Origin of the sequence: Uliginosibacterium silvisoli (genome assembly GCF_036017035.1) — a bacterium.
GTDB classification, from domain to species: domain Bacteria; phylum Pseudomonadota; class Gammaproteobacteria; order Burkholderiales; family Rhodocyclaceae; genus Viridibacterium; species Viridibacterium silvisoli.
In genome coordinates, this window is the sequence record NZ_JAYXHS010000003.1 from 609,200 (window position 1) to 632,965 (window position 23,766).

Consider the following 23,766-nt stretch of genomic DNA (forward strand, 5'->3'; position numbering starts at 1 on the left):
GGACTGCTTACCAGGCAGGGATGACGGAATCCTTGAAGGTCGTGCGGATGAATTGCTTCACTTCGGCCGACTGATAGGCCGTCACCAGCTTCTTCACCCAGGGCTTGTCCTTGTCGGCAGCGCGCACGGCAATCAAGTTGGCATACGGGCCGGTCGGGCCTTCGACGGCGATGCCGTCGCGAATCGGATCGAGGCCGGCGCTCTCGGCGTAGTTGCCATTGATGGCTGCAGCATCCAGATCATCCAGCGAACGTGGCAACTGGGCTGCATCGATCTCGACGATGCGGACCTTCTTCGGGTTGTCGGCGATGTCGAGCGGCGTAGCCTTGAGGCCAATGTTCGGCTTGAGTTTCAGGACGCCCTTGGCTTCGAGCAACAGCAAGGCACGGCCGCCGTTCGTAGGGTCGTTCGGAATGCCGATGCGTGCGCCTTCCTTCAACGCGTCCAGCGACTTCGTCTTGCGCGAGTACACGCCCATCGGGAAGGTTATCGTGTAACCGACCGAGGCGAAGGGATAGCCACGATCCTTGATCTGCTGATCGAGATAAGGCTTGTGTTGGTAGCTGTTGGCGTCGAGGTCGCCCGCAGCCAGCGCTGCATTCGGCTGGATGTAGTCGGTGAATTCGACGATCTGGATCTTCAGCCCTTCACGCTCGGCGACCTTGCGCGCGGCATCGAGAATCTGCGCGTGCGGGCCGGCGGTGACGCCGATCTTGATGGGTTTTTCTTGCGCCACGACAGGCAGGCTGAATGCGGTGGCCAACAAGGTGGCGAGCAATAGATGACGACGGTATTGCATGTGTATATCCCCTCAAGAAAGAAATCGAATCCCTATTCCGTCATTCCCGCGAAAGCGGGAATGACGGCCTCTCACAGGCTGCGTCAGCGATGCGAAAGACGCCGCACCAGCCGGTCGCCCAGGCTTTGAACGAGTTGCACGAAACCGATCAGCACCAGCACGACCAGCAGCATCACTTCGGGCAGGAAGCGCTGGTAGCCGTAGCGGATACCGAGGTCGCCGAGCCCGCCACCACCGATGGCCCCAGCCATCGCGGAGTAACCGACGAGGCTCACGAGCGTGACGGTCAGCGCCGCGACGATGCCGGGTAGCGCTTCAGGCAGCAGCACCTTGCGGACGATCTGCACATGCGTGGCGCCCATCGCTTGTGCCGCTTCGACGAGCCCGCGATCAACCTCGCGCAGAGCCGTCTCGACGAGGCGTGCAATGAAGGGCGCGGCGGCGATGGTCAGTGGCACGATGGCTGCCGTCGTACCGATGGACGAGCCGGCGAGCAGGCGTGTGAAGGGAATCACTGCCACCAGCAGAATGATGAACGGAGTGGAGCGCACGGCATTCACGACGATGCCGAGTACGCGATTGAGCCAGGGGTGCGGCAGCATGCCTTGCGCATCGGTGACGTGCAGCGCGATGCCCAGCGGGATACCGATCAGGCCACCGACTGCGCCAGCGACTCCGACCATGAGCAGGGTCTCGAGAAAGGAGCTCCAGAAAAGCGCGAGCAGCTCAGGCGACATGGCGCTCTCCTTCACTTATAAGCTCGACCGGCTGCACGGCAGGCAAGACATCGAACTCTTCACTACGCACGCCATGCGAAGCGAGGAAAGTCTGCACCGCGGCAATTGTCTGCGCGTCCGACTGGCTCAGCAGCGTGAGACTGCCGAAGGGCTGGCCCTGGATCTCGTCGAGCTGGCCATGCAGGATGCTGAAGTCCAACCCGAAACGCCTGACCGCTTCCGACAGCAAGGGCCGGTCGACATCATCACCGACGAAGGACAGGCGCAGCACGCGACCACGCACGGCCTGACTGCGCAGGCGCGCGAGCACGCTGGCCGGCAGTTCATGCGCGATCACGTCGCCGAGCAGTGCGCGTGTGACGGCATGCTGGGGCGCACGGAACACGTCGATGACGCTCCCTTCCTCGATGATGCGGCCCGCGTCCATCACTGCGACACGATCGCAGATCTGTTTGACGACCTGCATCTGGTGCGTGATCAGCACGATGGTCAGGCCTAGCTCGCGATTGATCTTGCGCAGCAGGTCGAGAATCGCGCGCGTGGTTTCCGGGTCGAGCGCCGAAGTCGCCTCGTCGGACAGCAGCACCTTGGGCTGGCTCGCCAGCGCACGTGCAATGCCCACGCGCTGCTTCTGCCCGCCCGAGAGTTGCGCCGGATAGCGCAAGCGCTGATCCGAAAGCCCGACCAGTTCGATCAGCGGATCGACACGACGACGGATCTCGTCGCGACTCAGGCCGATGAGTTCCAGCGGCAACGCGATGTTGTCGAACACATTGCGCGAAGTCAGCAGGTTGAAGTGCTGGAAGATCATGCCGATCTCGCGCCGTGCCTGGCGCAGTGCGTCCGGCGTGAGTGCTGTCAGCGCGCGCCCGGCGACATGCACCGTGCCGCTCGTGGGCCGATGCAGGAGGTTCAGGCTGCGCACCAGCGTGCTCTTGCCAGCGCCACTGCGGCCGATGATGCCGAAGATCTGGCCGGCGGGAATGTGCAGCGAAACGTCGCGCACGGCATGCAGCTCGCCGCCTTGCGCGTCCCGATAGTGCTGGGAGAGGTGTTCTATCCTGATCATGAAACGGGTTTCGTACCGGGCTCGCGGAGCACCGATGCCCCGCAATCAAGGAGCCGACGATACCCAGACGCAGGCGGCTCCCCAACCAAGAAAAACCGTGAAGCTTACGCAGATAACATCTTTGCAAAAGCCCGTTTGCTTGACTCAGCGCAAGCTTGCCGGGGACTGATCGTGCCCCTGTCCGTCATTCCCGCGAAAGCGGGAATCCAGCGACGTTGAACTTGTCGTCCAGCCTAGGCCAGCACGGCAAAGCCACTGGATTCCCGCTTTCGCGGGAATGACGGAGTCGGGGTCTATCGCACCGAGGTCACGCGTCGCTTCATATGCAACACGTCTCCGCGTGCCTTCAGCTCAACGGCGTACCCGGCGGCCGCCGCTTCTTCGCTTCGGGCACATAGCGGTCTGCCTGGATGTCCGGCGACACACCGGCCGAGTAGATCTCGTCGTTGAGCGGCAGCTGCCAGCTGTTCCAGCTTTCCCACTGGTTGCGCAGTTGCTGGAAGACTTCCGGCTGCTTGTCCTTGAGGTTGGCGCGCTCGCGCACGTCCTCGACGACGTCGAAGAGGAATTCCTGGTCATTGATCTTGAGGTACTTCCAGTTGCCGTCGCGCACCGCACGCTGGGCATTGGCCTTGTAGCGCCAGTAGAGCTGACGCGGGTAGCTGGCGCGGCTGCCGGTGAGCACGGGCAGGATGCTCTCGCCATCGGGCGGGTAATCGGCATCCACCTTCGCGCCCGCTGCGTCGAGCAGGGTCGGCAGCCAGTCCATGGTGATCGTCACCTGCTCCTGAACTTGCGGCGCGATGCGCGCCGGCCAGCGCAGGATGGTCGGCACGCGTAGACCGCCTTCGAGCAGCTCGGTCTTCTGCCCGGTGAAGGGCCACATCTTCGAGAAGCGCTCGCCGCCGTTGTCGCTCGTGAAGATGACGATGGTGTTGTCAGCAATGCCGCGTTCGTCAAGCGCTGCGGTGACCTGGCCGACTGCTGCGTCGAGCGCCTGCACGATCTTCGCGTAGATCTTGAGGTTGCCACCGTCGTAGTGGAACAGATCGTCGAGGCTACGCGACACAGCCTCGTCCTCCGGCCCGACCCAGGGCCAGTGCGGCGCGGTGAAATGCAGCGACAGGAAGAACGGCTTCTCGCCGGTCGACTCGCGGATGTACTTCGCGCCTTCGTCACCGAGTATCTGCGTGTAGTAGCCGGTGCGTTCGACCGGCACTTCGCCTTCGTAGAGATCAGGTGCCAGCGCGTCGCCCACGCCCGGCTTGTGCGTGAAGTAGTCGATGGCGCCACCGTAGTTGCCGAAGAAGCGGTCATAACCACTCTTGAGCGGGCCGAAGCTCGGCAATTGCCCGAGGTGCCATTTGCCGATCAGCGCCGTCGTGTAGCCGGCATCGCGCAGCAGCGATGGCAGGGTCGGGTGCTCGGGCGGCAAGCCATGCGCCCTGCCCGTACCCGCCAGCGGCTCTTCCAGACCGCCACGCAGGCGGTACTGGTAGCGGCCGGTGATCAGTGCGAATCGCGTCGCCGAGCAGACAGCAGAATTCGCATAGGCCTGCGTGAAGCGCACGCCCTCGCCGGCGAGCTTGTCGAGGTGCGGCGTGTCGTATTCGTTCTGTCCGTAGACGCTGAGGTCGGCATAGCCTAGATCGTCGGCGAGGATGAAGATGATGTTGGGTTGGGTGGTACTCATGCTGTCCTCGTTTGTGCGCTTAGGGCACGACGCAAAGCGCCGGCAAACAGTTGCCGTTCCCTCTCCATTAGGGAGAGGGTGCCCCGTCAGGGGCGGGAGAGGGGTAAGGGGAATCAACAACCAAGCCTGTCGTACATGGACGCTTTCCCCCTCTCCCGGTGCTGACGCACCACCCCGCTCCGCGCCCCACGACTGGCATTGCACTGCCAGTCGGCTACGCAAGCGTGCAGCATGCTGCACGAAACCCTTGCTTCGCCCCTCAGGGAGAGGGAACTGCGGCGCATACCCCTCGGTTGAACCAGCGGCCTCTCATCACCACGTGGGTGCCCAAGCGCTACTTCGGCTCACCCCACCGACGGCCAGCGCTGCACCTGCGTCGCCTCGAAGGCCCGCGCCGCACGCAGCACCAGATCATCACGATGCGCCGGGCCGACAATGTGCAAGCCCACCGGCAAGCCGTTCACATCGAAGCCCGCCGGCACCGAGGCCGCAGGTTGCTGCGTGAGATTGAAGGGCACACTGAACGGCGCGTTCGCACGCTCGCCGAGCTTCGGCACCGAGTCGGCCAGTACCGGCGTGAGCAGCAGGTCGTAGCGCTCGTGGAAGTGCCGTAGCAGTATGGCCAGCGACTGGCGTTGTTCGCTGGCGGCAACGTAGTCGGTGAGCGTATAGGGTGAGGCACGCTCCACATGCTCGCGGATCTCTTCATCGACGAGATGGAAGCGTTCAGGCGGTATCTCGCGCTTGAGGCGTATGGCGCGCTCCGCTGCCAGCACATCGAGAATCGGCCGCGGATCGGTAAAACCCGGATCGACCTCCTCCACGATGGCGCCGAGCTCGCTGAACACGGTGACTGCCTTGTCGATCACCTCGGCGATATGCGGCGCGACCTTCACGTAACCCAGGGTGCGGCTGTAGGCGATGCGCAGGCCGCGCACGCCGTCATTGAGGCCGATGCGCCAGTCACGCCCGGTCTGCGGCAGGCTGGTCCAGTCGCGTGCGTCGAAGCCGCTGATGGTGTTGAGCAGCAGCGCCGCGTCACTCACCGTGCGCGTGAGCGGCCCGAGGTGGAACAGGCTGCCGTTGTGCGCGGGCGGGTAGCCCGGCACGCGACCGAAGCTGGGCTTGAAACCGAACACGCCGCTCACCGACGCAGGCACGCGGATCGAGCCGCCACCATCGGTCGCGATCTGCAGCGGCCCGAGGCCAAGTGCAGCAGCCGTCGCCGCGCCACCACTACTGCCGGTCGGCGTGTGTGCCGTGCTCCAGGCATTGCGCGTAACGCCGGCGAGCGCGCTCTCGGTGATGCTCTTCCAGCCGAACTCCGCGGTGTTGGTCTTGCCGAGCAGGACTGCGCCACCTTCACGCAGGCGTGCCGCGACCGGCGAGTCTTCCGCCTGTGGCGTGTCCAGCGTCGCCAGGCTGCCCTTGCGCGTGGGCCAGCCGCGAACGTGCAACAAGTCCTTGAACGCCGCAGGAATGCCATCGACATCGCTCAGCGCTTCACCACGCAACCAGCGTTGCTCCGAGGCACGCGCCTGGGCCAGCGCCGCGTCGGCATCGACCAGGCGATAAGCGTTGTAGGCCGGCTGCGTTGCTTCGATGCGCGTCAGGATTGCCTGCGTCACCTCGACGGGCGACAGGGCTTTCTTGCGATACAGGCCGAGCAGTTCGGTGGCCGGCAGATCGCCAGGATTGGCGGTTGATGAGCTCATCGCATCACCCCTTCGCGTCAGCCGAAATCTTCCAGCCGGTGAAGCGACGCTCCAGCCACAGCAGCGCGTAGTTGAAGGCGAGCCCGATCGAAGTAATGGCGAGAATACCGAAGTACATCAGGTCGATCTGGAAGTTGTACTGTGAGTAGATGATGAGGAAACCGAGACCCGCTTTCGCGCCCACCATTTCCGCCGCCACCAGCACCAGTACGGCACTCGCGCTGGCAATACGTACGCCGACGAAAATGCTCGGCAAGGCTGCGGGCAGGATCACCTTGTGGAACAGCTGCAAGGGCGTCGCGCCCATAGTGCGTGCGGCCTTGATGAACAGGGGATCCACCTGCCTTACGGCGCCGATGGTGTTGATCAACAAGGGCCAGGCCGCCGAGTAAACCACCAGCGAGATCTTCGACACTTCGCCAATGCCCAGCAGCAGGATGAACACGGGCAGCAAGGCCAGCGGCGCGGTATTGCGCAGCACCTCGATCAGCGGGTTCAGGAAGTTCGCCACACGTGGCACCCAACCGATCAGCAAGCCGAGTGGAATCGCGATCACGATGGCCAGCAGAAAGCCCACCAGGGCGCGCCCGAGGCTGGCGCCGAGGTGCTCCGTCAGCTGCCCTTTCAACGTGAGCTGCCAGCCTGCGGCGAGCACCTCCGACAGCGGCGGCAGGAAAACGGGATCGGTGAGGCCCACGCGTGGCGCCACCTCCCACACGGCTGCCAGCAACAGCAAGACAGCCGTGCGATCGAACACCTTCGACGCAAGTGACGCCAGGCGTCGCAGGAAGCGCCTGTCGTGCTGCGCAGCCTCTCCACCATTTGCGGACAATGACAGGCTGGCTGTCGTCAGTTCTGCACTAGGCATGGCTCAACTCCTCTTTCTCAATCGTTGCGACGGGCTTGTGACCGAGCACGGTCGCGCGCGATACCTCGTCGTGCAGCAGCTCCCAGATGCGGTGGCGTACCTCGCCGAACAGCGGCAAGGAACGCACGTCCTCCGTCTCGCTATGCAATGCATCCGGAATATCCACGACCTGCTTGATACGGCCGGGGCGTGCGGTGATCACCGCCACGCGTTGCCCCAGCACCACCGCCTCGTCGATGCTGTGCGTGATGAACAGGATGGTCTTGCCGGTACGCCGCCAGATGCGCAGCAACTCGACCTGCAGCCCTTCGCGGGTCTGCGCATCAAGTGCGGCGAAAGGCTCATCCATCAACAAGACCTCGGGCTCGTAGGCGAGGCTGCGCGCAATGGCCACGCGCTGCTTCATGCCGCCCGACAATTCGTGTGGATAGCGGTCGGCGAACGCCGATAGTCCGACCAGAGCGAGGTAATGCGCAGCTTTCTCGCGCCGCTCGGCACGCGCCACACCAGCCACTTCCAGCCCGAACTCGATGTTCTGCTGCGCCGTGCGCCAGGGGTAGAGCGCGTACTGCTGGAACACGATGCCCCGATCGCGCGCCGGCCCCGTAATCGGTTTGCCATCGAGCAGCAGACGCCCGCTGGTAGGCGTGGTCAGCCCCCCGAGCAAGTCCAGCAGCGTGGACTTGCCGCAGCCGCTGGGTCCGACCAGCGCGAGGAACTCACCGGCCTTCACATCCAGGCTGATGTCTTCCAGCGCCACGAAGCGCTGGGCTGCGTCGCTACCTGTTTTGCCAGATGCATTGCCAGGCCCGTTGCCACGCACGAGGAACTCCTTGCGCACCTGCTGGAAGCTGATCTTGCTTGCTGTCGTCTGTATGCTCATGGCCGCCTCACTTCGCCGCGACGACAGGCGGCTTCTTCGCGTAATCGTTGAAGGCGTTGGTGTAGGTCTGGCTGGCCTTCAGCTGACCGGGCTTGATCACACCGTCCTTGGCCAGCCAGTCGATCCAGATCTGCAGCTCCTTGTCCTCGACCACGCCACCTTTGTTGGCAATGCCGGTGCTCTTCCAGTACTTGAGGCTGGACGTATCCTCGTTGCGCTGACGCGCGACGATGATCTTCTCGAAGCGCGCACGCACGACCTCGACCGGCTGGGTCTGCGCCCAATCAATGGCGCGCGCCACGCCGGTCACCAGCAGATGCGTGGCATTCGGGTTGGCCTTGATGAACTTCTCGTTCAGCACATAGGTGCCAGCCGTGAACTTGCCGAACAGCTCGTAGTCGGTGAACACCGCACGCACACCGCCCCGCTCCACCGCCTTGTCGCGCAGCACGCTGAACAAGGCAGCCACGTCGATCTGCCCCTGGCGCAGGGCCTGCTCGGTGTTGACCGGCGGCAGTGCAACCAGCGTCACCTGCTTGATCTCGTCAGGTGTCAGGCCATTGCGCGTCAGGTATTCGCGCAAGGTGAACTCGATGTGCGCCCCCAGCGTATTGACGCCCACCTTCTTGCCGATGAAGTCGCGCGCACTCTTGATCGGGCTGTTATCGAGCACGAAGAAGCCGTGGTAGTTCTTGTCGTCAATGCCGTAGTGGCCGAGTACCGGCTTGATCGGTGCTTTCGCTGCAATCAGCTTGAGGATCGCACCATTGAAGGCACCACCGATGTCGATCTCACCTGTCGCGACGGACTGCACGTCCTGCGGGCCGCTGATCGTATTGCCCACCCACTTCAGCTTCAAGGGAGCAATGTAGCCGAGGTCTTCGGCCAGCTCCGGGAATGTCACCTGGGTAGCCCATCCCTGATAGCGGATATCCGTCACCTCAGGCTTGGGAGCAGCCTGTGCGAAAGCGGCGACGGAGATAAAGGCAGCTGCAAAGCCGAGAAGCGTCGATCTGAGTGTGCGTGTCATGTTCCGTTTCACTTTCATATGCCATCGGTGTTGAGGGTGATGGCATTTAGCAGATTGCATGCCATATGGCATAAGTGAGTAACGACGGGCACGCCAGGCATTCCAGCGGCGATCGCGTATGCTGCACACCACGCAAGGCAGCAACCCGCATGTCGATAATCATGCAGCCCATCTTCTTCATCTAAAGCGGACTTCGAGGAGAAAACCACATGCCCCGCTACGTAGCTTTTCTGCGCGGCGTCAGCCCGATGAACGCGAAGATGCCCGAACTCAAACGCGCTTTCGAAGCGGCAGGCTTCACCGAAGTGAAGACCCTGCTGTCGAGTGGCAACGTGGTCTTCAACGCGCGCTCCGCGAGCGAGAAGGCGCTGGCGCAGAAAGCTGAGAAAGCCATGCAGGCCACGCTCGGCAACAGCTTCGGCACTTTCATCCGCAAGGCGGAGCACCTGCAGGAACTCATCGCCGCCGAACCATTCGCGGAATTTCCCCTCAGTGCCGATGACAAATGCGTCGTCACCTTTCTTGAGGAAGTACCGAAGGCGTTGAAGCTTCCCATCGTGCTCGAGGACGCACGCATCCTGAAGATCATCGACCGGGAGGTCTTGTGTGCCTACACGCCGGGCCCCAACGGCCCCGTCTTCATGAGATTGCTGGAAAAGACCTTCGGCAAGAAAATCACCACGCGTACGCTGGATACGGTGAAGAAGTGCGCGAAGGCCTGAGCTGACGCCGCAGCGTCAGCGAAGAAACAAGAACGAGAGGGATGGCGATTGCGAGGTAGTCAGCGTTTATCAGGAACGCCCCGGTCGCGTGGATGAAAGACCATTCCCGCGTACAAGTGCGCTGCATCCCTGGTGCAAGCTTCGACGTCCCAGCCCTTCGACAAGGGCGAGATGAACCCGACCACAGCCTGTTGCCCAAGGAACGCGCATACCTTCAAGCAGAAACGGCAGCGCAGCCCGGATGGGCGAAAACCACTCCGGGCTACAACAACTCTCAGGCAGCCACGGCTTCGGCCTGCTCCACCTTCTTCTTCGCCTTGCTGCGCGTGACACTGCGACGCCCATCCACGCCGACAGGCACCTCGCCGTCCACCGTCACGCGGCGCACGACACGGTGCTGGTCGCCGTAGTCATTGATCGCGTAGTGCTGCGTCGCGCGGTTGTCCCACACCACCACGTCGCCTTCCGTCCAACGCCAGCGCACGGTGTTCTCCAGCTTCGTGATGTAGGACTGGAACAGGCTGTAGAGCTGCGCCGATTCCGCCTTGGAGTAGCCGACGAAATTCTTCACGAAGTGACCGAGAATCAGCGAGCGCTCGCCCGTTTCCGGATGCACGTGCACCACCGGGTGCTCGGTCTCGTACACCGTCGACGAGAACTGCGCGTAGTGCTTGAGTTCATCGAGCGTAGGATTTCCCTTGCGAATGGCGTAGTCATACTCGTTACTGTGCACGGCCCACAGCTTGTCTGCCAGCTCGCGCAGATGCACCGGCAGGTTGTCGTAAGCCGCGGCCGTGTTCGCCCATACCGTATCGCCACCCGCTGCGGGAATCTTCACTCCGCGCAGGATGGAGGCACGCGGATACGCATCCACGAAAGTCACATCCGTGTGCCAGGAATCCGCACGACCGCCATGCTGCGAATTGAGTTCGAGAATCACCTTGCTGTCACTGCCGGCCTTGGGCAAGGACGTGGGATGTGCGACGGGCTTGCCGCCGAACAGCGGTGTCAGCTGCTCCTGCTGCAGATCGTCCAGATGTTGCTGGCCACGGAAGAACACCACCTTGTGTTTCAACAAGGCTGCACGCACCTGCGCAACACTCTCGGCAGGCAGGTCGGCGGCAAGGCGCACACCGCGAATCTCGGCACCTATACGGCCTGCAACGGGGATGATTTCAATCGTGCTCATGGCTTTACTCTCCTGATGACATCGACACATTCGCGCGGTTTGCACAAATGGATAATGGTGTCTGGCAAGAGATATGCCAATTGCAGATAGGCAGCTCAGTGAGTATTTACGTGCTCGTGGCCTGGATGGGCATCAATCAGCTGTTGGTGTGGCAACACAGCTGTCGGATAGTGAGGAGTTTTGTACATCGCTCAGGGGGTGCTAGCCAAAGGACATTGCAGCATGCACTTGCCAACAGCGCGACAACATCCAGCGCGATGCTCGACGCCTATTGCTACCATGAACCCAGGCAGGAGTCGCTTGTCCGCGGTAAGCCCCGCCGCCATCACAGCGGACCTCCAGAAACTCACCAAAGGCAGCTCAACATGCGTTACTCATTTCAAGAAACTGCATTGATCATCCTAAGTGCACTTCTCATTGCGTCCTGTAGCAGCCCAAAACCGATTGTCGCCAGACCGCTGAGCGAGGCGACATCCGTGGAGATTGCACTTCGCTCCGCTTCTTCTGTTTTCGTGACTTCCTTTGGAACCACGGACGCTGCGGCGCGATTCTCATTGCTGCTGAAGCAAGAGCTTTCCGATCAAGGTTTCACCACAGCTAACGACCCCAAAGATGCTGATCTAGTTCTCACGGGAGTGTTTGAGCAGGGCTGGGCTAACGGCCGATCCCAAGCCCTTGCCACAGTGAGCGGGGCTTCAAGATCAGGATCGCGAATTTGGAGCGGAGATTTCCCGCCATTGGTGTTTATCTATCCCACTAACGATCCGACAAAACGCCTTGTAGTGTCTATCGTCAATCAGTTAAGAGAGGATGTTGATGAGCTGCAGAAACGATACAAATAGGCCTCAGGACAGAGACCCCACCGGCACGTCTTCGTTAGTCAATGATACGTAGGGCACAATCGAGCCGCTGGAGGCGTCGCGTCCTGCTCGCATCACGTCCTTCGTTTAGGCTTCAAGACACTCCCAAACCCGTGCGCACGGCCATGGCCGTAGGGTGGGTTCGCGAAGCAACCCACCGCTTTGTCATTGCGCACGATGGTGGGTGGTCGCTTCGCGCCGAACCCACCCTACAACGGGGCTGCTTGCAGGGTGTGCAACATCTTCTCGTTGTGCACGCCGCCCAGCCTCACGCCAGCATGGCCCATACTTGACGCGCGGCGGTGTGCAAACACCGGCGGCGCTTTCACACCTCGTAGCAGTAGCCGCTTCAGACAATCATCGATGACCACGACGAAACTCTCCCTCTGCTTGATTGCTACTGCGCTACTGGCTGTCGCTCCGTCAGTCCACGCACAGGCCGCCGGAAAACCGGGGGCAACATCGGAAGCCCAACTCCTGGCGGGCGATTTCGTACGCTCTACCTATCTGGCGGACCTGCGCAGCAACCATTCGCCCTATGCCAGCCTGCAGAAGAGCCCTGGCGGCCTGATGACGGTCGGCGTCAGCAACAAGCAGAAGAAGACCAGCTTCGCTTTCGGCTGGAATTTCCACGAAGGCGATGAATCCAGGACCTTGTCGAGCGACGGCAGAAGCATTGCCTATGACTCGGGCAAGGATGATCGCCCGGTCGCCATCACCGTCGAATCCCCGAGCGTCTTCATCCTGTCGGGCACGAAGGAGGTCTCCGGCCGTTTCGAGCGTATTGGCTCGCTGGCGAGCTTCATCAACAGCCAGACCGTGGCCGGCACTTACAAGGACAAGCAAGGCGGCCGCTACGTTTTCCGCCCGAGCGGCAACGCATCGTTTCCGCACGAGGATTTCCGCTACTACATCGGCACCGATCACGTCGGCGCGCCGTATGACTGGATCAAGATCGGCCTCGAAACCTGGGGCTACAAGAGGAGCGCGACCGAGCTCCAGCTCTTCCACCTGACCAAGACCGCGCCGGAAAAATACGAGGCGCAACCCTTCCTGGTCTTGACGCGGGTTGCGGACTAGCTGGGCGTTGCGCGTACCATGTTCGGGCGAGCACTCGACGCTGCCCGCGACATCCAGCCCGAGGCGTCCCGGCGCTTCGACGCTCCCCGCTCAATCACCTGCTGCGCAACCGCTTCGTGATGATCAGAAAACTGCCAAGATGGGTTGAAGTCGGCGGGTTCTTCCTGACCCTGCTCGCAGGCAGCGTCAACGCCATCGCGCTGCTCGGCTTCAATCACCAGGGCGTGTCGCACCTGACGGGCAGTTCGACCCAACTTGGCGTCGAGCTGGCAGATGGCAACCTGCCGCAGGTCATGCACCTGCTGATCATCCTTGCGAGCTTCGTGGTCGGCGCGGCACTGAGCGGCCTGGCGATCGGCAATGAATCGCTCAAGCTTGGCCGACGCTACAGCGCAACGCTGCTCGCCGAGGCTGCCATTCTCCTGCTGGCCATGTACTTCCTGAACCGGGGCTCGAATCTCGGTCACTACCTGGCCTCGGGCGCCTGCGGCTTGCAGAATGCAATGACCAGCACCTTCAGTGGCGCAGTGGTCAGAACCTCTCACGTCACCGGCTTGTTCACCGACCTGGGCATCACCTTCGGTTTGCGGCTACGTGGGCAGGCGATCGATCGCCGGCGCGTCGTGCTCTATCTCACGCTGATTACGGGCTTCATTCTTGGCGGCGTGCTGGGCGCCTTCTGGTTCGGCAGCTACAGGTTCAATGCGATGCTCGCCCCGGCAGGCATCGCAGCACTGATGGCGATTACGCATCTGCTGTACTGGCGCCGCGTAAGAGCCATGGGCTGACCGGCAGGCTCCGTTTCAGCCGGGGCGGATACCCGCTTATCCATGCACGCCTTTGAAGTCGCACCGCCGACAAGGAGCTGACGCCCATGAGGAAAATGATCTGCGCCGTGTTTGCACGCCGTGCAGGGGAAGCGCGCACAGCCTCTCAGCGCCTCGACGCAGCGCACATGCACTGAACGCCCGTCACCATGCCGATCGCGCCTCAACCCATCGCCCCGACGCAGCGCCTCGCCTTCCTTGATCCACTGCGCGTCGCGCTCACGACGCTGGTGATCGCGCACCACACCTCGATCACCTACGGCGGCAGCGGCGACTGGTACTACAAGGAGGCGGGCTCGCCGGAGTGGCTGCGTCTCTTGCTATCGGTATTCACCGCAAGCAACCAGAGCTTCTTCATGGGCTTCTTCTTTCTGCTCGCCGGTTACTTCACGCCGCCCTCGCTGGCGCACAAGGGCCTGAGTCGTTTCGTCCGTGAACGCCTGTGGCGGCTCGGCATGCCACTGCTGCTTTTCGCCCTGCTGCTCAGCCCGCTCACGCGCGCGCTGGCAGCCGCAACACGCGGTGAAGCCCCCTTCCTTGCTGCGCTGGCCGCGCGCTGGCCACCGACCGTCTTCGACGCCGGCCCGTTGTGGTTCTGCATCGCGCTCCTGCTCTTCACCGCCGGCTGGATTGCCGTGAGCCGCCTGCCGGGCGCCGTGCAGCGCCCTTCGATCAACCCGCACTACGCCATTGCACTCGCCGTGCTCGGCTGCGGTGCGCTCGCATTTGCGCTGCGCGTGTGGGTGCCCGTGGGTCGCAATGTGTTCTCGCTGCAACTCGGCTACTTCGCCTCGTACCTGCTGCTGTTCTATGGCGGCTGCGCCCTGGCGGGCACACGCGCACTGGAGTCGGTGGAATGGCGCCATGCCCGGCCCTGGGCCATCACGGCCGTGCTGGTCTTCCCCACGCTATGGATCTACGCCGCGCTGGGCGGCGCCTTCGACGGAGATGCCTGGCGTGGCGGCGCGAACCTGCCCGCCCTGGCTTATGCACTCTGGGAGCCCGTGATCGCCGCTGGCGTCATCCTCGCCAGCCTTGCCGCTTTCCGCAGCACCATGGCCAAGCCCGCGCCGCGCTGGCGACGCCTCGCCGACGACGCGTTCACCGCCTTCGTCATCCACCCGCCCGTGGTGGTGGCCTGCAGCGCACTCGTACGCCACGTCGTCGACACGCCGCTCCTGCGCTTCCTGCTGGCCGCGCCTCTGGCTTGCCTGCTGGCTTTTGCACTGGCCGATGCATGGCGCGGCTTGCTTTCTTCCCGCCCTTCGTGAAGTCTTGAGGGCTCACACCCAACCGGAAAGGACATCACATGCCAAAGACCTATTGGATCAGCGCGTATCGCGCGGTGAAAGACCCCGACAAACTCGCCGCCTACGCAAAGCTGGCAGGCCCGGCGATCACAGCTGGCGGAGGACGCTTCCTGGCACGCGGAGAGCCCGCAGCGGTCTACGAGCTCGGCTTGAAGCAGCGCCTGGTATTGATCGAGTTCGACAGCGTTGCGCAGGCTATTGCCACGCATGACAGCCCAGCCTACCAGGAAGCACTGGCTGCTCTGGGCGACGGTGCAGACCGGGAGATCCGGATCATCGAGGGGATCTGACGATTCTCGCGCCCGCCCAGCTCTGCTGGCTACGCCGTGCGATGCGTGTATGGCTATTGTTGCTTCTTCTGATCTCAAGTCATGCGTATGGCACGGCGCAGATCCCGGACAGAATCACGCTGGATGGCAAAGAGAATGCCCTGTTTAGCGAGCCTCTGTCTGAGTATCTTTTCGCCAACGGGAAGGAGATTCCCAAGCTGCTTTCTTACATTCACGAAAGCTGCACTGGCTCTTGGCGCGGCTATCAGGCGCGTTGGGAAATCAGGAAAACAAACTTGCTGCTGACCTCTATCGTTGCAGACCCCTGCAATGACGAGCCGGGGGTCGTTCCGCTGATCATATTCTTCCCCGAAGCGTTGGGCGCGCCGGTACATGCCACGTGGTTTTCGGGAAAACTGATCATTCCGCAGGGAAAGCGGATCCGCTACGTGCATCGGGGCTACGAATCCCGCTATGAAAAATATCTGGTTATCTCGGTAGTGCGCGGGGTGGTATTGAAGACGGAGAAGACAGGAAAACCCCCTGCAGAAAACGTGGCCGACAAGACGCAATAGCGCAGGACATTACACCGCATGTTTTGCGCTCATTGGAGCGCTGTGCAATATGACTCCCAGTTGCACCCAGCTCCGCCGCTTGCACCTACTTATAGAAATGAAATGACTAGCGATGAGCATTCGCCAATTCTCTCTCCCCCTGATCGCCAGCATCGTGCTGCTCGGGACCTCACCCGCATACGCCCAGGCTCAAGCTGGTTCAAGCGCATCGCTAGCCTCAAATCAGCAGCTGATCGAAGGCGAGTTTGTACGCAGCACCTATCTCGAAGCATTACGGCGTACCCATTCGCCCTATGCCAGTTTCAAGCAAGGACGGGGAGGCGTGATGACTATCAGAGTCGAGAAGAGAGACGGGAATACAGGCTTTGCTTTCGAATGGAATTTTCATGAAGGCGATGTCTTCCGGCACCTGTCCAGGGATGGTCAATTCATCATCTATGAGGAAGACAAGGACTATCTCGGTCCCACACGCATTCAGATAACTTCGAGCGAATCCTTTACCCTCTCAGGCGACAAGGATGTCGCGGGCCGCTTTGACCGCATGCCTGATTTCCAGAACTTCCTGAATCGGCAAACAGTCGCCGGGACCTATCAGGATCAGAAGGGCAATCGATATGTGTTCAAGCCGGAAGGGGTTGCCGTATTTCCAGACAGGGAGTTCAAGTACGCAATCGGCACAGACCACATCGGAGCGCCTTATGACTGGATCAGAGCCGGCTCGGAAACATGGGGCTACAAGATCAGCGGAGCAAAGTTATCGTTTTTCCGGGAGTCCGACCGCGATTCAAACAAGTTCTTGTCGCGCCCATTTTTGAGACTCTCCCGAATCGGCAATTGAGCTGACCCGGCGGTGTCGCTGCCAGGGCCGTCATCCCGGCGAAAGCCGGGATCCAGATATACGCGTGGAGCTGGGTCCGGGCTAACCCTCTCCCCCACCCCTCTCCTGCAAGCAGGCGAGGAGAGCTTCTTGCAGCTCCGCTGTCTGTAACGCTGACCGGGATGACGAACTGTGAGTCTGGCGATTCTTAGCGCGCCGCATCACCACGACGATATTCATTCGTCACATCGTCCAGCTGCTTCTTCAGCTCGGCATCCAGCTTGAACTCTGTCGCAACCAAAGTTGCATCGAGTTGCTCCGGCGTGCTCGCACCGAGCAGCACGGTGCTGATCGCAGGATTCGCCAACACCCATGCAACCGAGGTCGTGATGAGCGAGACGCCGGCCTTGTCGGTGATCTGCTTGAGTTGTTCGACGGTGGCGAATTCGCGGTCGTGCCAGTAGCGGTCCTGATAACGCTCGGCGGCCGCACCGAGCGTGAAGCGCGAGCCGGGTGTGGGCGCCGAGCCGGGTTTGTGTTTGCCGGTAAGCAGGCCGCCTGCGAGCGGGTTGTAGGGGATGACGCCAAGGCCCTCTTCCTGTGCCAGTGGCAGCAGCTCGCGCTCGATCTCGCGGAATAGCAGGCTGTAGCGCGGCTGCACGGAGATGGGCCGTGCAAGCTTCAGTGCGTCGGCGCGGCCGAGCAGGCGCGACAAGCGATAGGCGAGGAAATTGGAGACGCCGACGTAGCGTGCGCGGCCAGAACGGACGATGGTGTCGAGCGCCGAGGCCGTCTCTTCCAGCGGGGTATCGGGGTCATCTGCATGCAACTGGTAAAGGTCGACGTAGTCCGTTCCGAGACGTGCGAGGGATTTGTCGATGGCATCCAGCAGGTGCTTGCGCGAGTTACCCTGGTCCCACAGGCGGGGGCCGACCTTGCCGTTACCCTTGGTGGCCACGATGAAGTCTGAACGCCGGCCCTTGAGCCAGCGACCGACGATTTCCTCCGTGCGGCCGACATTCGCCAGGCCACCACCGAGCGGATAGACGTCTGCCGTGTCGAGGAAGTTGATGCCGGCGTGCGCTGCCTTGTCGAGGATCAGGCGCGAGACTTCTTCATCCGTCTGGAAGCCGAATGTCATGGTGCCCAGCGTGAGGCGGGAGACTTCGAGACCGGTGTTGCCGAAGCGTTGGTATTGCATGGTGGGTTTCCTGTTCAAGCCGCTGTTGTGATTGCGAGAAATAGTTCAACGACGCTGGATTCCCGCGTTCGGGAATGACGGGTTTAGCGAGTTGGTCTGGTAACAATAGACCGTTCGTGCTGAGCGTAGTGGAGCAAAGCGCAATGAAGCCTGTCCCGAGCTTTGTCGAAGGATCGAAGCATGTGCCCGGGCCGCAACCCTTCGACTTCGCTGCGCTACGCTCAGGGCGAACGGGTTGGGTGCGGACGCTTGTCAGTAGTTGATCGTACCCGGCGTGCCCCCACCCGCCGCAATGGCTGCCCCATTGATCGCAGCACTCTTCGGCGAAGCCAGGAAAGCCACGAGATAGGCGATCTCTTCCGACTCGACGATGCGGCCTATCGTATTGCCTTCTGCAGCCTTGGCAGCCGCCGCTGCATCAGTACGTTCGGTGCGCGTCGCGCCCGGATGCACTGCGACGACGTTCACACCTTTCGGCCCGAGTTCGTCGGCAAGGTTCTTGGTAACAGCCGCAACGCCGACATTACGCAGCGATGCAACCGGCCGGCCGGTCTTGAACAGTGCCAGACCACCGATATTGATGATGCGACCCCAGCCCTGCTTGACGAGATGCGGCGCGATGGCGCGGGAGGTGCGCACGTAACCGAGCACCTTGATGTTGATGTCTTCGAGCGCGAGCTGATCATCAATCTCGCCAAGCGAAGTCGCCGCCGACAGGCCGCCCGGCAAGGCGGCGGCGTTGACGAGGATGTCAACGCCGCCAAGGGCTTCGATGGCATGCGCGATCAGCGCGTCGGCGGAGTCCTTGCTCGTTGCGTCGAACGTGACGGCCACGATCTTGCGGCCGGTCTCCTTCGACAACTCGCTGGCTGTGGCCTCAAGTGCTTCGCGCCCCCGCGCGGCGATGACCACATCCACCCCTTCGCGCGCGAGCTCGCGTGCGATGACCTTGCCGATACCGCGGCTTCCACCCGTGACGATGGCGCGCTTCCCCTCGAGTTGCAGACTCATTTCATGCTCCTGTAGATGTGAATGATTTCCTGATGGTGACGATCTGCTCCGGCGTCCCTGCGCACACCCGGGCTGCTCATCGCACTATGCAGCGGCTTCTTGTGGCTGCAACAGATTCCGGTTGATCGGACGTTGCAGGCCCAGGTTCTCGCGCAGCGTGCGGCCTTCGTATTCGGTGCGGAACAGGCCGCGACGACGCAGCTCGGGAATCACCAGCTCGATGAAGTCGGTGAGGCTCACCGGCAAGACTGGCGGCATGATGTTGAAACCGTCAGCCGCGCCCTGCGTGAACCACTCTTCGAGCAGATCGGCAATGCTCGTCGGTGTGCCGACGATCTGCTTGTGACCGCGCGCGCCGGCGATACGCAGGTAGAGCTGGCGGATGGTCAGGTTCTCGCGGCGGGCAAGTTCGAACAACAGCACCTGACGGCTCTTGCCGCCGTTCGAAGGCGGCAGCTCCGGCAACGGGCCGTCGGGGTCGTACTGTGTGAGATCGAAGCCACCAATCATCGACGACAGCAGCGACAAGCCGACCGCCGGCTGGATCAGGTCCTGGATCTTCGCGAACTTGTCCTCCGCTTCGTCCTGCGTGCGGCCTACAACGGGAAAGATGCCGGGCATGATCTTCAGCTCGTCGGGGTGACGGCCGTACTTCACGAGACGGCCTTTGACATCCGCATAGAAGGCCTGCGCGTCGGCCGTCGTCTGGTGCGCGGTGAAGATCACCTCGGCCGTGCGCGCGGCAAGCTCCTTGCCGGGATCGCTCGAACCCGCCTGCACCTTGACCGGATGACCCTGCACGGGGCGCGCAACGTTGAGCGGACCACGCACCTTGAAATGCTTGCCCTTGTGATGCAGCGTGTGGAGCTTGTCGGGATCGAAGAAGCGGCCCGCCTCCTGATCGTGCAGGAAGGCATCATCCTCCCAGCTATCCCACAGCCCGGTCACGACGTCGATGAACTCCTCGGCGCGCTCGTAGCGGTTGGCGTGGGCGACATGCTCATCGAGACCGAAGTTCTGTGCCTCCGCCTGATTCGCAGAAGTCACGAGATTCCAGCCCGCCCGACCGCCCGAGAGATGGTCGAGCGAGGCGAACTTGCGCGCAAGGTGATACGGCTCGTTGTAGGTCGTCGTCACGGTCGCGGTGAGGCCGATATTGGTCGTCACCGCAGACAATGCGGAGAGCAGCGTGATCGGTTCGAAATGCGCGCCGCGTGCGGAGAGCGACAGCGTCTCCTCGTCCTTGCCTCCGCCCCACACCGCCGCGCTGTCGGCGAGGAACAGCATGTCGAACTTCGCCGCCTCGGCTGCGAGCGCAATGCGCTTGTAATGCTCGAAGCTGTGGCCGCCATCGGCCTGCCCTTCGGGATGACGCCATGCCGCGACGTGGTGGCCGGTGGCCGGTATGAAGGCGCCGAGCTTGATCTGGCGTTTCTGGTTCTGACTCATGTGACTCTCCGATTCGTTCTCACCAACTATGTCATTCCCGCGAAGGCGGGAATCCACTTCTGACCACGAAACTCATCTGTAGCCGCAACGTGGATTCCCGCGTCGGCGGGAATGACGATCGGTTCTTAAAGTGCCTTGCCGGCAATGCGATCAATCTCTTCCAGCTCTGCCGCGCTCAACAACCAGCCTGCAGCCTTGACGTTCTGCTCGATCTGCTCGGGTCGGGTTGCGCCCGCAATGACGCTGCTGACTGCGGGGTTGGCGAGCAACCAGCTGAAAGCGAGCTCCAGCAACGAATGGTTGCGCTCGCGGGCGAAGGCTTCGAGGCGTTCAACGATGCCCAGGTTGTGTTCGTTGAGAATGCGGTCGGCGCGCGCGCCGTCGCCGGCAAGACGTGTCCCTGCAGGTGCCGCCTCGCCGCGCTTGTACTTGCCGGTCAGCAGGCCATTGGCCAGCGGGAAGAACGGCAGCAAGCCAATGCCATAAGCATTCAGCGCCGGCAGCAGCTCGCGTTCGGCATCACGCTTGAGCAGGCTGTACTCGTCCTGGCTGGAGATGAAGCGATGCGTGCCGAGTTCGCGCGCAATGTACTGCGCTTCCACCACCTGCCAGGCGGGCAGGTTCGAGGCGCCGATGTAGCGCACCTTGCCACTGCGGATGAGATCGTCGAGCGCGCGCAGCGTCTCGTCGATGGGCGTTGCGGCGTCCGGTCGATGCAGCTGGTACAGATCTATCCAGTCCGTCTTCAAGCGCTTCAGGCTGGCCTCGACCGCACTGACGATGTATTGCCTCGAAGCCCCCTTCAGGCCCTTCTCTTCGTCGATGACATTGCCGAATTTGGTGGCGATGATCACCTGCTTGCGACGTGCGCCAAGCACCTCGCCGATGATGCTTTCCGAGCCACCCTTGTTGCCATACACATCGGCGGTATCGAAGAAGTTGATGCCATGTTCGATGGCTGCGTCGATCACCTTGCGCGAAGCCTCGAGGTCGATGCGCCCGCCGAAATTATTGGCGCCAAGCCCCACGACGGAGACCTTCAGACCTGACTTGCCGAGCGTGCGATAACTCATGTGATTTCCTTCACTCCGGAACATGGAGTGGACTACTTTGCACATTCCGGGCCAACGCGCTCCCGCGCCCTCTCGCACAGCAGTCGTGGCATTTGCGCCGATCGAATACCAAGCCCTGCTGCTGCAAACGCAGCATTTTCAGCAAGACTTGCCTGATTCTGCGCAATGCCTCTTTTGCCTGCCGGCGCTGCTACAGTGAGGTCCATCCACGCACGAAGATTCCGCATGCCTGTCATCACACTCTACGTCGCGCGCCACGGCCAGACGGCGCTCAACCAGCAACGCCGCTTCCAGGGCAGTACCGACGCGCCGCTGGACGCCGAAGGCCTGGCACAAGCCGAGGCGCTGGCACAGCGCCTGCCCCCGGACATCACGCGCATCGTCGCCTCGCCCATGTTGCGCGCACGCCAGACGGCCGAATGCGTCGCACGTGCACGCGGGCTGGCGGTGAGCTTGATGGAGACCTTCTGCGAGCGCGACTACGGTGTGTTCGAAGGACTCAACCGCGAGGACATCGAGGCGCAGTACGCCGAGATCTGGCAACGCAAGATCGTGCAGCAGTGGGACGATGCACCGCCCGGCGGCGAATCGATGCGCCAGGTGCGCACGCGGGTCGAAGCAGGCCTCGCGCAGCTGTGCGAGACGCACGCGGGCGAGACGGTGCTGCTGGTCGCGCACGGCTTCATCGCGCGCATGCTGCACTGGCTGCTGAATGACCTACCGGAAGAACAGATCCACGCCCAGACCATGCTGGGCAATGCCGAGTTCGAGCGCTACCTGATCGAGCGTTGAAGCCAGCCCGCGAACCGGCAGACAACGGGAGCGCACGGAGGACATGACGATGACGACGCACAGGAAGAAAACGGCACCGGACGCCCGCATGCAGAAGCATGTACGGATCGGCATCTCGGGCTGGAAGTACGAACCGTGGCGCGGCAACTTCTACCCCGAAGCACTGACGCAGAAAGACGAACTGGCCTACGCCTCGCACGCCCTGCCCACCATCGAGATCAACAGCACCTTCTACGGTCTCAGGACGCCAGCCAACTTTGCCAGCTGGTATGCCGACACGCCGGCGGATTTCGTCTTCAGCGTGAAGGCCTCACAGCGCATCACCCATCGCAGCGGGCTGAAGGGTGTGGAAGCGCCGATCGCGCGCTTTCTCGCCTCGGGCCTGTTCGAGCTGAAGGAGAAACTCGGGCCCATCCTGTGGCAGTTTCCGCCGTGGCTGCAGTTCGACGCGGCGCGCTTCGAAGCCTTCCTCGCGCTGCTACCGCATGACACCACCGACGCCCATGCCTTCATCGCGAAGCATCTACCGGGCGACCACGCAGAGGTAGCGGAGAAACACCGCTTGCGCCACGCCATCGAGGTGCGCCACGAGAGCTTCGTCGATCCTTCCTTCATCGCCCTGCTGCGCAAGTACAAGGCAGCGCTCGTGGTCGCGGACACGGGCGGAAAGTGGCCGGAGTTCGGCGATGTGTGCACCGACTTTCTCTACCTGCGCCTGCACGGTGCGGCAGATCTGTATCACAGCAACTACATCGGCAAGGTGATCGACACCTGGGCCGCACGCATCCACGCCTGGTACGAAGGCAGGCAGCCCGACGACATGCCCGTCATCAGCGGCACCGCAGCGCCCGCACGCGTGCATCGCGACGTGTTCTGCTACTTCGACAACACCGAGAAGGTCAATGCGCCGCGCAATGCGCTCAGCATGCTCGGGAAACTGGGCATCCCGCAGACGAACGATTTCGAGCCACGGCCGTCGCGTGGCGCAAGGGCGGCAAAGGCTGCGAACACCGCCAGTACCGCGAAGACGGGTTAGGCTTCGATCAGTGGATCGTGCACCTGCGGGTTGGGTGCAAGATCGCGCAGGTCGTTGGCGAGGATGTGGTCGATGAGTTCCGTCACGCCCGCGCCGCGCTCGCCCTGCGTGATCAGGTCAACATTGGCCTTGAGTGCGGGCAACGCGTTCGCGACGGCCACCGAAAAACCGCACCGACGCACGAATGCATGGTCGTTCTCGGCATCGCCCACGCCGACGACATGTTCCGGGGAAACCTCCAGTTCGTGCAGGGCGGCGGCAAGGCCGGTGGCCTTGGTCACATTGGCAGGCAGTGCCATCACGGCCCCCTTGTTGAAGATGACGTGCCACTCCATGCCCAGGTCGCGAATGGCTGAAAGCACGACGTGTTCGTGCGGCTCGAAGGTGGCGACGACCGAGTGCCCCACTGATACGCCGACGTTTTGCTCCGCCAGCCGGTCGAGAAACGCCTGGGGCGGTGCCGCTGCCAGCGCACGCACCTCGTCTGTCGCAGGACAGAATGTAACGGCACCATTCTCGGCGACGATGTAGTCAAACAACGCGTGATGATGGAAGACCCGTGCGAGATCGGGTAATTCACGCCCGGTCACCATGATGAGTCGCCGGCCGGACGCGCGCAGTCGCTGCAGTGCGTCGAGCGTGGCATCGTCTACCGCGCCGTCCTTGGCCAGCGTACCGTCGTAGTCGGTTGCGAGTATCTGGTATTGCATGCGTCGAACCTCCCTTCTGTGCTTCTCGATGAACACGTCGATGCAGGCGTG

General features: G+C 62.3%; 24 protein-coding genes. 10 read left to right on the top strand and 14 right to left on the bottom strand.

Annotated features, from left to right (window positions below):
- Nucleotides 1-7: 7 nt before the first annotated feature.
- The 8 genes from VVD49_RS17480 to VVD49_RS17515 all read right to left on the bottom strand — a co-directional run bounded on the left by VVD49_RS17480 (nucleotide 8) and on the right by VVD49_RS17515 (nucleotide 8,794).
- Entirely contained in the window at nucleotides 8-799 is a 792-nt protein-coding gene (locus VVD49_RS17480; protein WP_327600496.1) for a MetQ/NlpA family ABC transporter substrate-binding protein, read from the bottom strand.
- A gap of 83 nt (nucleotides 800-882) precedes the next feature.
- Nucleotides 883-1,536 carry a methionine ABC transporter permease gene (locus VVD49_RS17485; protein WP_327600497.1) on the bottom strand — a complete coding sequence of 218 codons (654 nt, stop codon included), beginning with the start codon at nucleotides 1,534-1,536 and terminating at the stop codon, nucleotides 883-885.
- Nucleotides 1,526-2,605 carry a methionine ABC transporter ATP-binding protein gene (locus VVD49_RS17490; protein WP_327600498.1) on the bottom strand — a complete coding sequence of 360 codons (1,080 nt, stop codon included), beginning with the start codon at nucleotides 2,603-2,605 and terminating at the stop codon, nucleotides 1,526-1,528. The genes VVD49_RS17485 and VVD49_RS17490 overlap by 11 nt, the downstream gene beginning before the upstream one ends.
- Nucleotides 2,606-2,951: 346 nt before the next feature.
- Nucleotides 2,952-4,298, bottom strand: coding sequence for a sulfatase family protein (locus VVD49_RS17495; RefSeq protein WP_327600499.1), 1,347 nt, complete (start codon nucleotides 4,296-4,298; stop codon nucleotides 2,952-2,954).
- Nucleotides 4,299-4,642: 344 nt separating this feature from the next.
- Entirely contained in the window at nucleotides 4,643-6,013 is a 1,371-nt protein-coding gene (locus VVD49_RS17500; protein ID WP_327600500.1) for an amidase, read from the bottom strand.
- Nucleotides 6,014-6,017: 4 nt separating this feature from the next.
- Entirely contained in the window at nucleotides 6,018-6,881 is an 864-nt protein-coding gene (locus VVD49_RS17505; protein WP_327600501.1) for an ABC transporter permease, read from the bottom strand.
- Nucleotides 6,874-7,764, bottom strand: coding sequence for an ABC transporter ATP-binding protein (locus VVD49_RS17510; RefSeq protein ID WP_327600502.1), 891 nt, complete (start codon nucleotides 7,762-7,764; stop codon nucleotides 6,874-6,876). The genes VVD49_RS17505 and VVD49_RS17510 overlap by 8 nt, the downstream gene beginning before the upstream one ends.
- Before the next feature lie 7 nt (nucleotides 7,765-7,771).
- The gene (locus VVD49_RS17515) at nucleotides 7,772-8,794 is read right to left on the bottom strand and encodes an ABC transporter substrate-binding protein (RefSeq protein ID WP_327600503.1); all 1,023 of its coding nucleotides are present in this window, start codon (nucleotides 8,792-8,794) and stop codon (nucleotides 7,772-7,774) included.
- 209 nt (nucleotides 8,795-9,003) lie between these two features.
- Between VVD49_RS17515 and VVD49_RS17520 the strand changes: the two genes are divergently transcribed.
- Nucleotides 9,004-9,516, top strand: a complete 513-nt coding sequence (locus VVD49_RS17520; RefSeq protein ID WP_327600504.1) for a DUF1697 domain-containing protein — start codon at nucleotides 9,004-9,006, stop codon at nucleotides 9,514-9,516.
- 274 nt (nucleotides 9,517-9,790) lie between these two features.
- On the opposite strand, the gene VVD49_RS17525 is transcribed toward VVD49_RS17520, so the two are convergent.
- Nucleotides 9,791-10,705: a TauD/TfdA dioxygenase family protein gene (locus tag VVD49_RS17525; protein WP_327600505.1), complete on the bottom strand. Its 915-nt coding sequence runs from the start codon at nucleotides 10,703-10,705 to the stop codon at nucleotides 9,791-9,793.
- Between the two features lie 365 nt (nucleotides 10,706-11,070).
- On the opposite strand from VVD49_RS17525, the gene VVD49_RS17530 reads away from it, so the two are divergent.
- The 7 genes from VVD49_RS17530 (at nucleotide 11,071) to VVD49_RS17560 (ending at nucleotide 16,464) form a co-directional block, all read left to right on the top strand.
- Complete coding sequence (locus VVD49_RS17530) at nucleotides 11,071-11,547, top strand: hypothetical protein (protein WP_327600506.1); 477 nt, start codon at nucleotides 11,071-11,073, stop codon at nucleotides 11,545-11,547.
- Between the two features lie 381 nt (nucleotides 11,548-11,928).
- Nucleotides 11,929-12,645 (top strand): hypothetical protein, encoded by a 717-nt coding sequence (locus tag VVD49_RS17535; protein ID WP_327600507.1) that lies wholly within the window; start codon nucleotides 11,929-11,931, stop codon nucleotides 12,643-12,645.
- A gap of 119 nt (nucleotides 12,646-12,764) precedes the next feature.
- Complete coding sequence (locus VVD49_RS17540) at nucleotides 12,765-13,433, top strand: YoaK family protein (RefSeq protein ID WP_327600600.1); 669 nt, start codon at nucleotides 12,765-12,767, stop codon at nucleotides 13,431-13,433.
- A 188-nt stretch (nucleotides 13,434-13,621) separates the two neighbouring features.
- Nucleotides 13,622-14,743 carry an acyltransferase family protein gene (locus tag VVD49_RS17545; RefSeq protein ID WP_327600508.1) on the top strand — a complete coding sequence of 374 codons (1,122 nt, stop codon included), beginning with the start codon at nucleotides 13,622-13,624 and terminating at the stop codon, nucleotides 14,741-14,743.
- Nucleotides 14,744-14,781: 38 nt separating this feature from the next.
- Complete coding sequence (locus VVD49_RS17550) at nucleotides 14,782-15,072, top strand: DUF1330 domain-containing protein (RefSeq protein WP_327600509.1); 291 nt, start codon at nucleotides 14,782-14,784, stop codon at nucleotides 15,070-15,072.
- A gap of 41 nt (nucleotides 15,073-15,113) precedes the next feature.
- Nucleotides 15,114-15,626, top strand: coding sequence for a hypothetical protein (locus VVD49_RS17555; protein ID WP_327600510.1), 513 nt, complete (start codon nucleotides 15,114-15,116; stop codon nucleotides 15,624-15,626).
- 112 nt (nucleotides 15,627-15,738) lie between these two features.
- On the top strand, nucleotides 15,739-16,464 hold the full coding sequence (locus tag VVD49_RS17560; RefSeq protein ID WP_327600511.1) for a hypothetical protein: 726 nt from the start codon (nucleotides 15,739-15,741) through the stop codon (nucleotides 16,462-16,464).
- Between the two features lie 187 nt (nucleotides 16,465-16,651).
- On the opposite strand, the gene VVD49_RS17565 is transcribed toward VVD49_RS17560, so the two are convergent.
- From VVD49_RS17565 to VVD49_RS17580, 4 genes are all read right to left on the bottom strand, one after another.
- Entirely contained in the window at nucleotides 16,652-17,644 is a 993-nt protein-coding gene (locus VVD49_RS17565; protein WP_327600512.1) for an aldo/keto reductase, read from the bottom strand.
- A 252-nt stretch (nucleotides 17,645-17,896) separates the two neighbouring features.
- Nucleotides 17,897-18,655 carry an SDR family NAD(P)-dependent oxidoreductase gene (locus VVD49_RS17570; protein WP_327600513.1) on the bottom strand — a complete coding sequence of 253 codons (759 nt, stop codon included), beginning with the start codon at nucleotides 18,653-18,655 and terminating at the stop codon, nucleotides 17,897-17,899.
- Nucleotides 18,656-18,739: 84 nt separating this feature from the next.
- Nucleotides 18,740-20,104, bottom strand: a complete 1,365-nt coding sequence (locus VVD49_RS17575; protein ID WP_327600514.1) for an LLM class flavin-dependent oxidoreductase — start codon at nucleotides 20,102-20,104, stop codon at nucleotides 18,740-18,742.
- Between the two features lie 125 nt (nucleotides 20,105-20,229).
- Nucleotides 20,230-21,177: an aldo/keto reductase gene (locus VVD49_RS17580; protein WP_327600515.1), complete on the bottom strand. Its 948-nt coding sequence runs from the start codon at nucleotides 21,175-21,177 to the stop codon at nucleotides 20,230-20,232.
- Between the two features lie 225 nt (nucleotides 21,178-21,402).
- On the opposite strand from VVD49_RS17580, the gene VVD49_RS17585 reads away from it, so the two are divergent.
- Entirely contained in the window at nucleotides 21,403-21,969 is a 567-nt protein-coding gene (locus VVD49_RS17585; RefSeq protein WP_327600516.1) for a histidine phosphatase family protein, read from the top strand.
- Between the two features lie 43 nt (nucleotides 21,970-22,012).
- Nucleotides 22,013-23,005: a DUF72 domain-containing protein gene (locus tag VVD49_RS17590; protein WP_327600517.1), complete on the top strand. Its 993-nt coding sequence runs from the start codon at nucleotides 22,013-22,015 to the stop codon at nucleotides 23,003-23,005.
- Here the strand turns inward: VVD49_RS17590 and VVD49_RS17595 are convergent.
- Complete coding sequence (locus VVD49_RS17595; RefSeq protein ID WP_327600518.1) at nucleotides 23,002-23,715, bottom strand: HAD family hydrolase; 714 nt, start codon at nucleotides 23,713-23,715, stop codon at nucleotides 23,002-23,004. The genes VVD49_RS17590 and VVD49_RS17595 overlap by 4 nt on opposite strands.
- Between the last annotated feature and the right edge of the window lie 51 nt (nucleotides 23,716-23,766).

What these genes read in the sequence shown, in the direction of transcription:
- VVD49_RS17480 (WP_327600496.1), bottom strand. Translation starts at nt 799, where the DNA reads ATGCAATACCGTCGTCATCTATTGCTCGCCACCTTGTTGGCCACCGCA.
- VVD49_RS17485 (WP_327600497.1), bottom strand. Translation starts at nt 1,536, where the DNA reads ATGTCGCCTGAGCTGCTCGCGCTTTTCTGGAGCTCCTTTCTCGAGACC.
- VVD49_RS17490 (WP_327600498.1), bottom strand. Translation starts at nt 2,605, where the DNA reads ATGATCAGGATAGAACACCTCTCCCAGCACTATCGGGACGCGCAAGGC.
- VVD49_RS17495 (WP_327600499.1), bottom strand. Translation starts at nt 4,298, where the DNA reads ATGAGTACCACCCAACCCAACATCATCTTCATCCTCGCCGACGATCTA.
- VVD49_RS17500 (WP_327600500.1), bottom strand. Translation starts at nt 6,013, where the DNA reads ATGAGCTCATCAACCGCCAATCCTGGCGATCTGCCGGCCACCGAACTG.
- VVD49_RS17505 (WP_327600501.1), bottom strand. Translation starts at nt 6,881, where the DNA reads ATGCCTAGTGCAGAACTGACGACAGCCAGCCTGTCATTGTCCGCAAAT.
- VVD49_RS17510 (WP_327600502.1), bottom strand. Translation starts at nt 7,764, where the DNA reads ATGAGCATACAGACGACAGCAAGCAAGATCAGCTTCCAGCAGGTGCGC.
- VVD49_RS17515 (WP_327600503.1), bottom strand. Translation starts at nt 8,794, where the DNA reads ATGACACGCACACTCAGATCGACGCTTCTCGGCTTTGCAGCTGCCTTT.
- VVD49_RS17520 (WP_327600504.1), top strand. Translation starts at nt 9,004, where the DNA reads ATGCCCCGCTACGTAGCTTTTCTGCGCGGCGTCAGCCCGATGAACGCG.
- VVD49_RS17525 (WP_327600505.1), bottom strand. Translation starts at nt 10,705, where the DNA reads ATGAGCACGATTGAAATCATCCCCGTTGCAGGCCGTATAGGTGCCGAG.
- VVD49_RS17530 (WP_327600506.1), top strand. Translation starts at nt 11,071, where the DNA reads ATGCGTTACTCATTTCAAGAAACTGCATTGATCATCCTAAGTGCACTT.
- VVD49_RS17535 (WP_327600507.1), top strand. Translation starts at nt 11,929, where the DNA reads ATGACCACGACGAAACTCTCCCTCTGCTTGATTGCTACTGCGCTACTG.
- VVD49_RS17540 (WP_327600600.1), top strand. Translation starts at nt 12,765, where the DNA reads ATGATCAGAAAACTGCCAAGATGGGTTGAAGTCGGCGGGTTCTTCCTG.
- VVD49_RS17545 (WP_327600508.1), top strand. Translation starts at nt 13,622, where the DNA reads ATGCCGATCGCGCCTCAACCCATCGCCCCGACGCAGCGCCTCGCCTTC.
- VVD49_RS17550 (WP_327600509.1), top strand. Translation starts at nt 14,782, where the DNA reads ATGCCAAAGACCTATTGGATCAGCGCGTATCGCGCGGTGAAAGACCCC.
- VVD49_RS17555 (WP_327600510.1), top strand. Translation starts at nt 15,114, where the DNA reads ATGCGTGTATGGCTATTGTTGCTTCTTCTGATCTCAAGTCATGCGTAT.
- VVD49_RS17560 (WP_327600511.1), top strand. Translation starts at nt 15,739, where the DNA reads ATGAGCATTCGCCAATTCTCTCTCCCCCTGATCGCCAGCATCGTGCTG.
- VVD49_RS17565 (WP_327600512.1), bottom strand. Translation starts at nt 17,644, where the DNA reads ATGCAATACCAACGCTTCGGCAACACCGGTCTCGAAGTCTCCCGCCTC.
- VVD49_RS17570 (WP_327600513.1), bottom strand. Translation starts at nt 18,655, where the DNA reads ATGAGTCTGCAACTCGAGGGGAAGCGCGCCATCGTCACGGGTGGAAGC.
- VVD49_RS17575 (WP_327600514.1), bottom strand. Translation starts at nt 20,104, where the DNA reads ATGAGTCAGAACCAGAAACGCCAGATCAAGCTCGGCGCCTTCATACCG.
- VVD49_RS17580 (WP_327600515.1), bottom strand. Translation starts at nt 21,177, where the DNA reads ATGAGTTATCGCACGCTCGGCAAGTCAGGTCTGAAGGTCTCCGTCGTG.
- VVD49_RS17585 (WP_327600516.1), top strand. Translation starts at nt 21,403, where the DNA reads ATGCCTGTCATCACACTCTACGTCGCGCGCCACGGCCAGACGGCGCTC.
- VVD49_RS17590 (WP_327600517.1), top strand. Translation starts at nt 22,013, where the DNA reads ATGACGATGACGACGCACAGGAAGAAAACGGCACCGGACGCCCGCATG.
- VVD49_RS17595 (WP_327600518.1), bottom strand. Translation starts at nt 23,715, where the DNA reads ATGCAATACCAGATACTCGCAACCGACTACGACGGTACGCTGGCCAAG.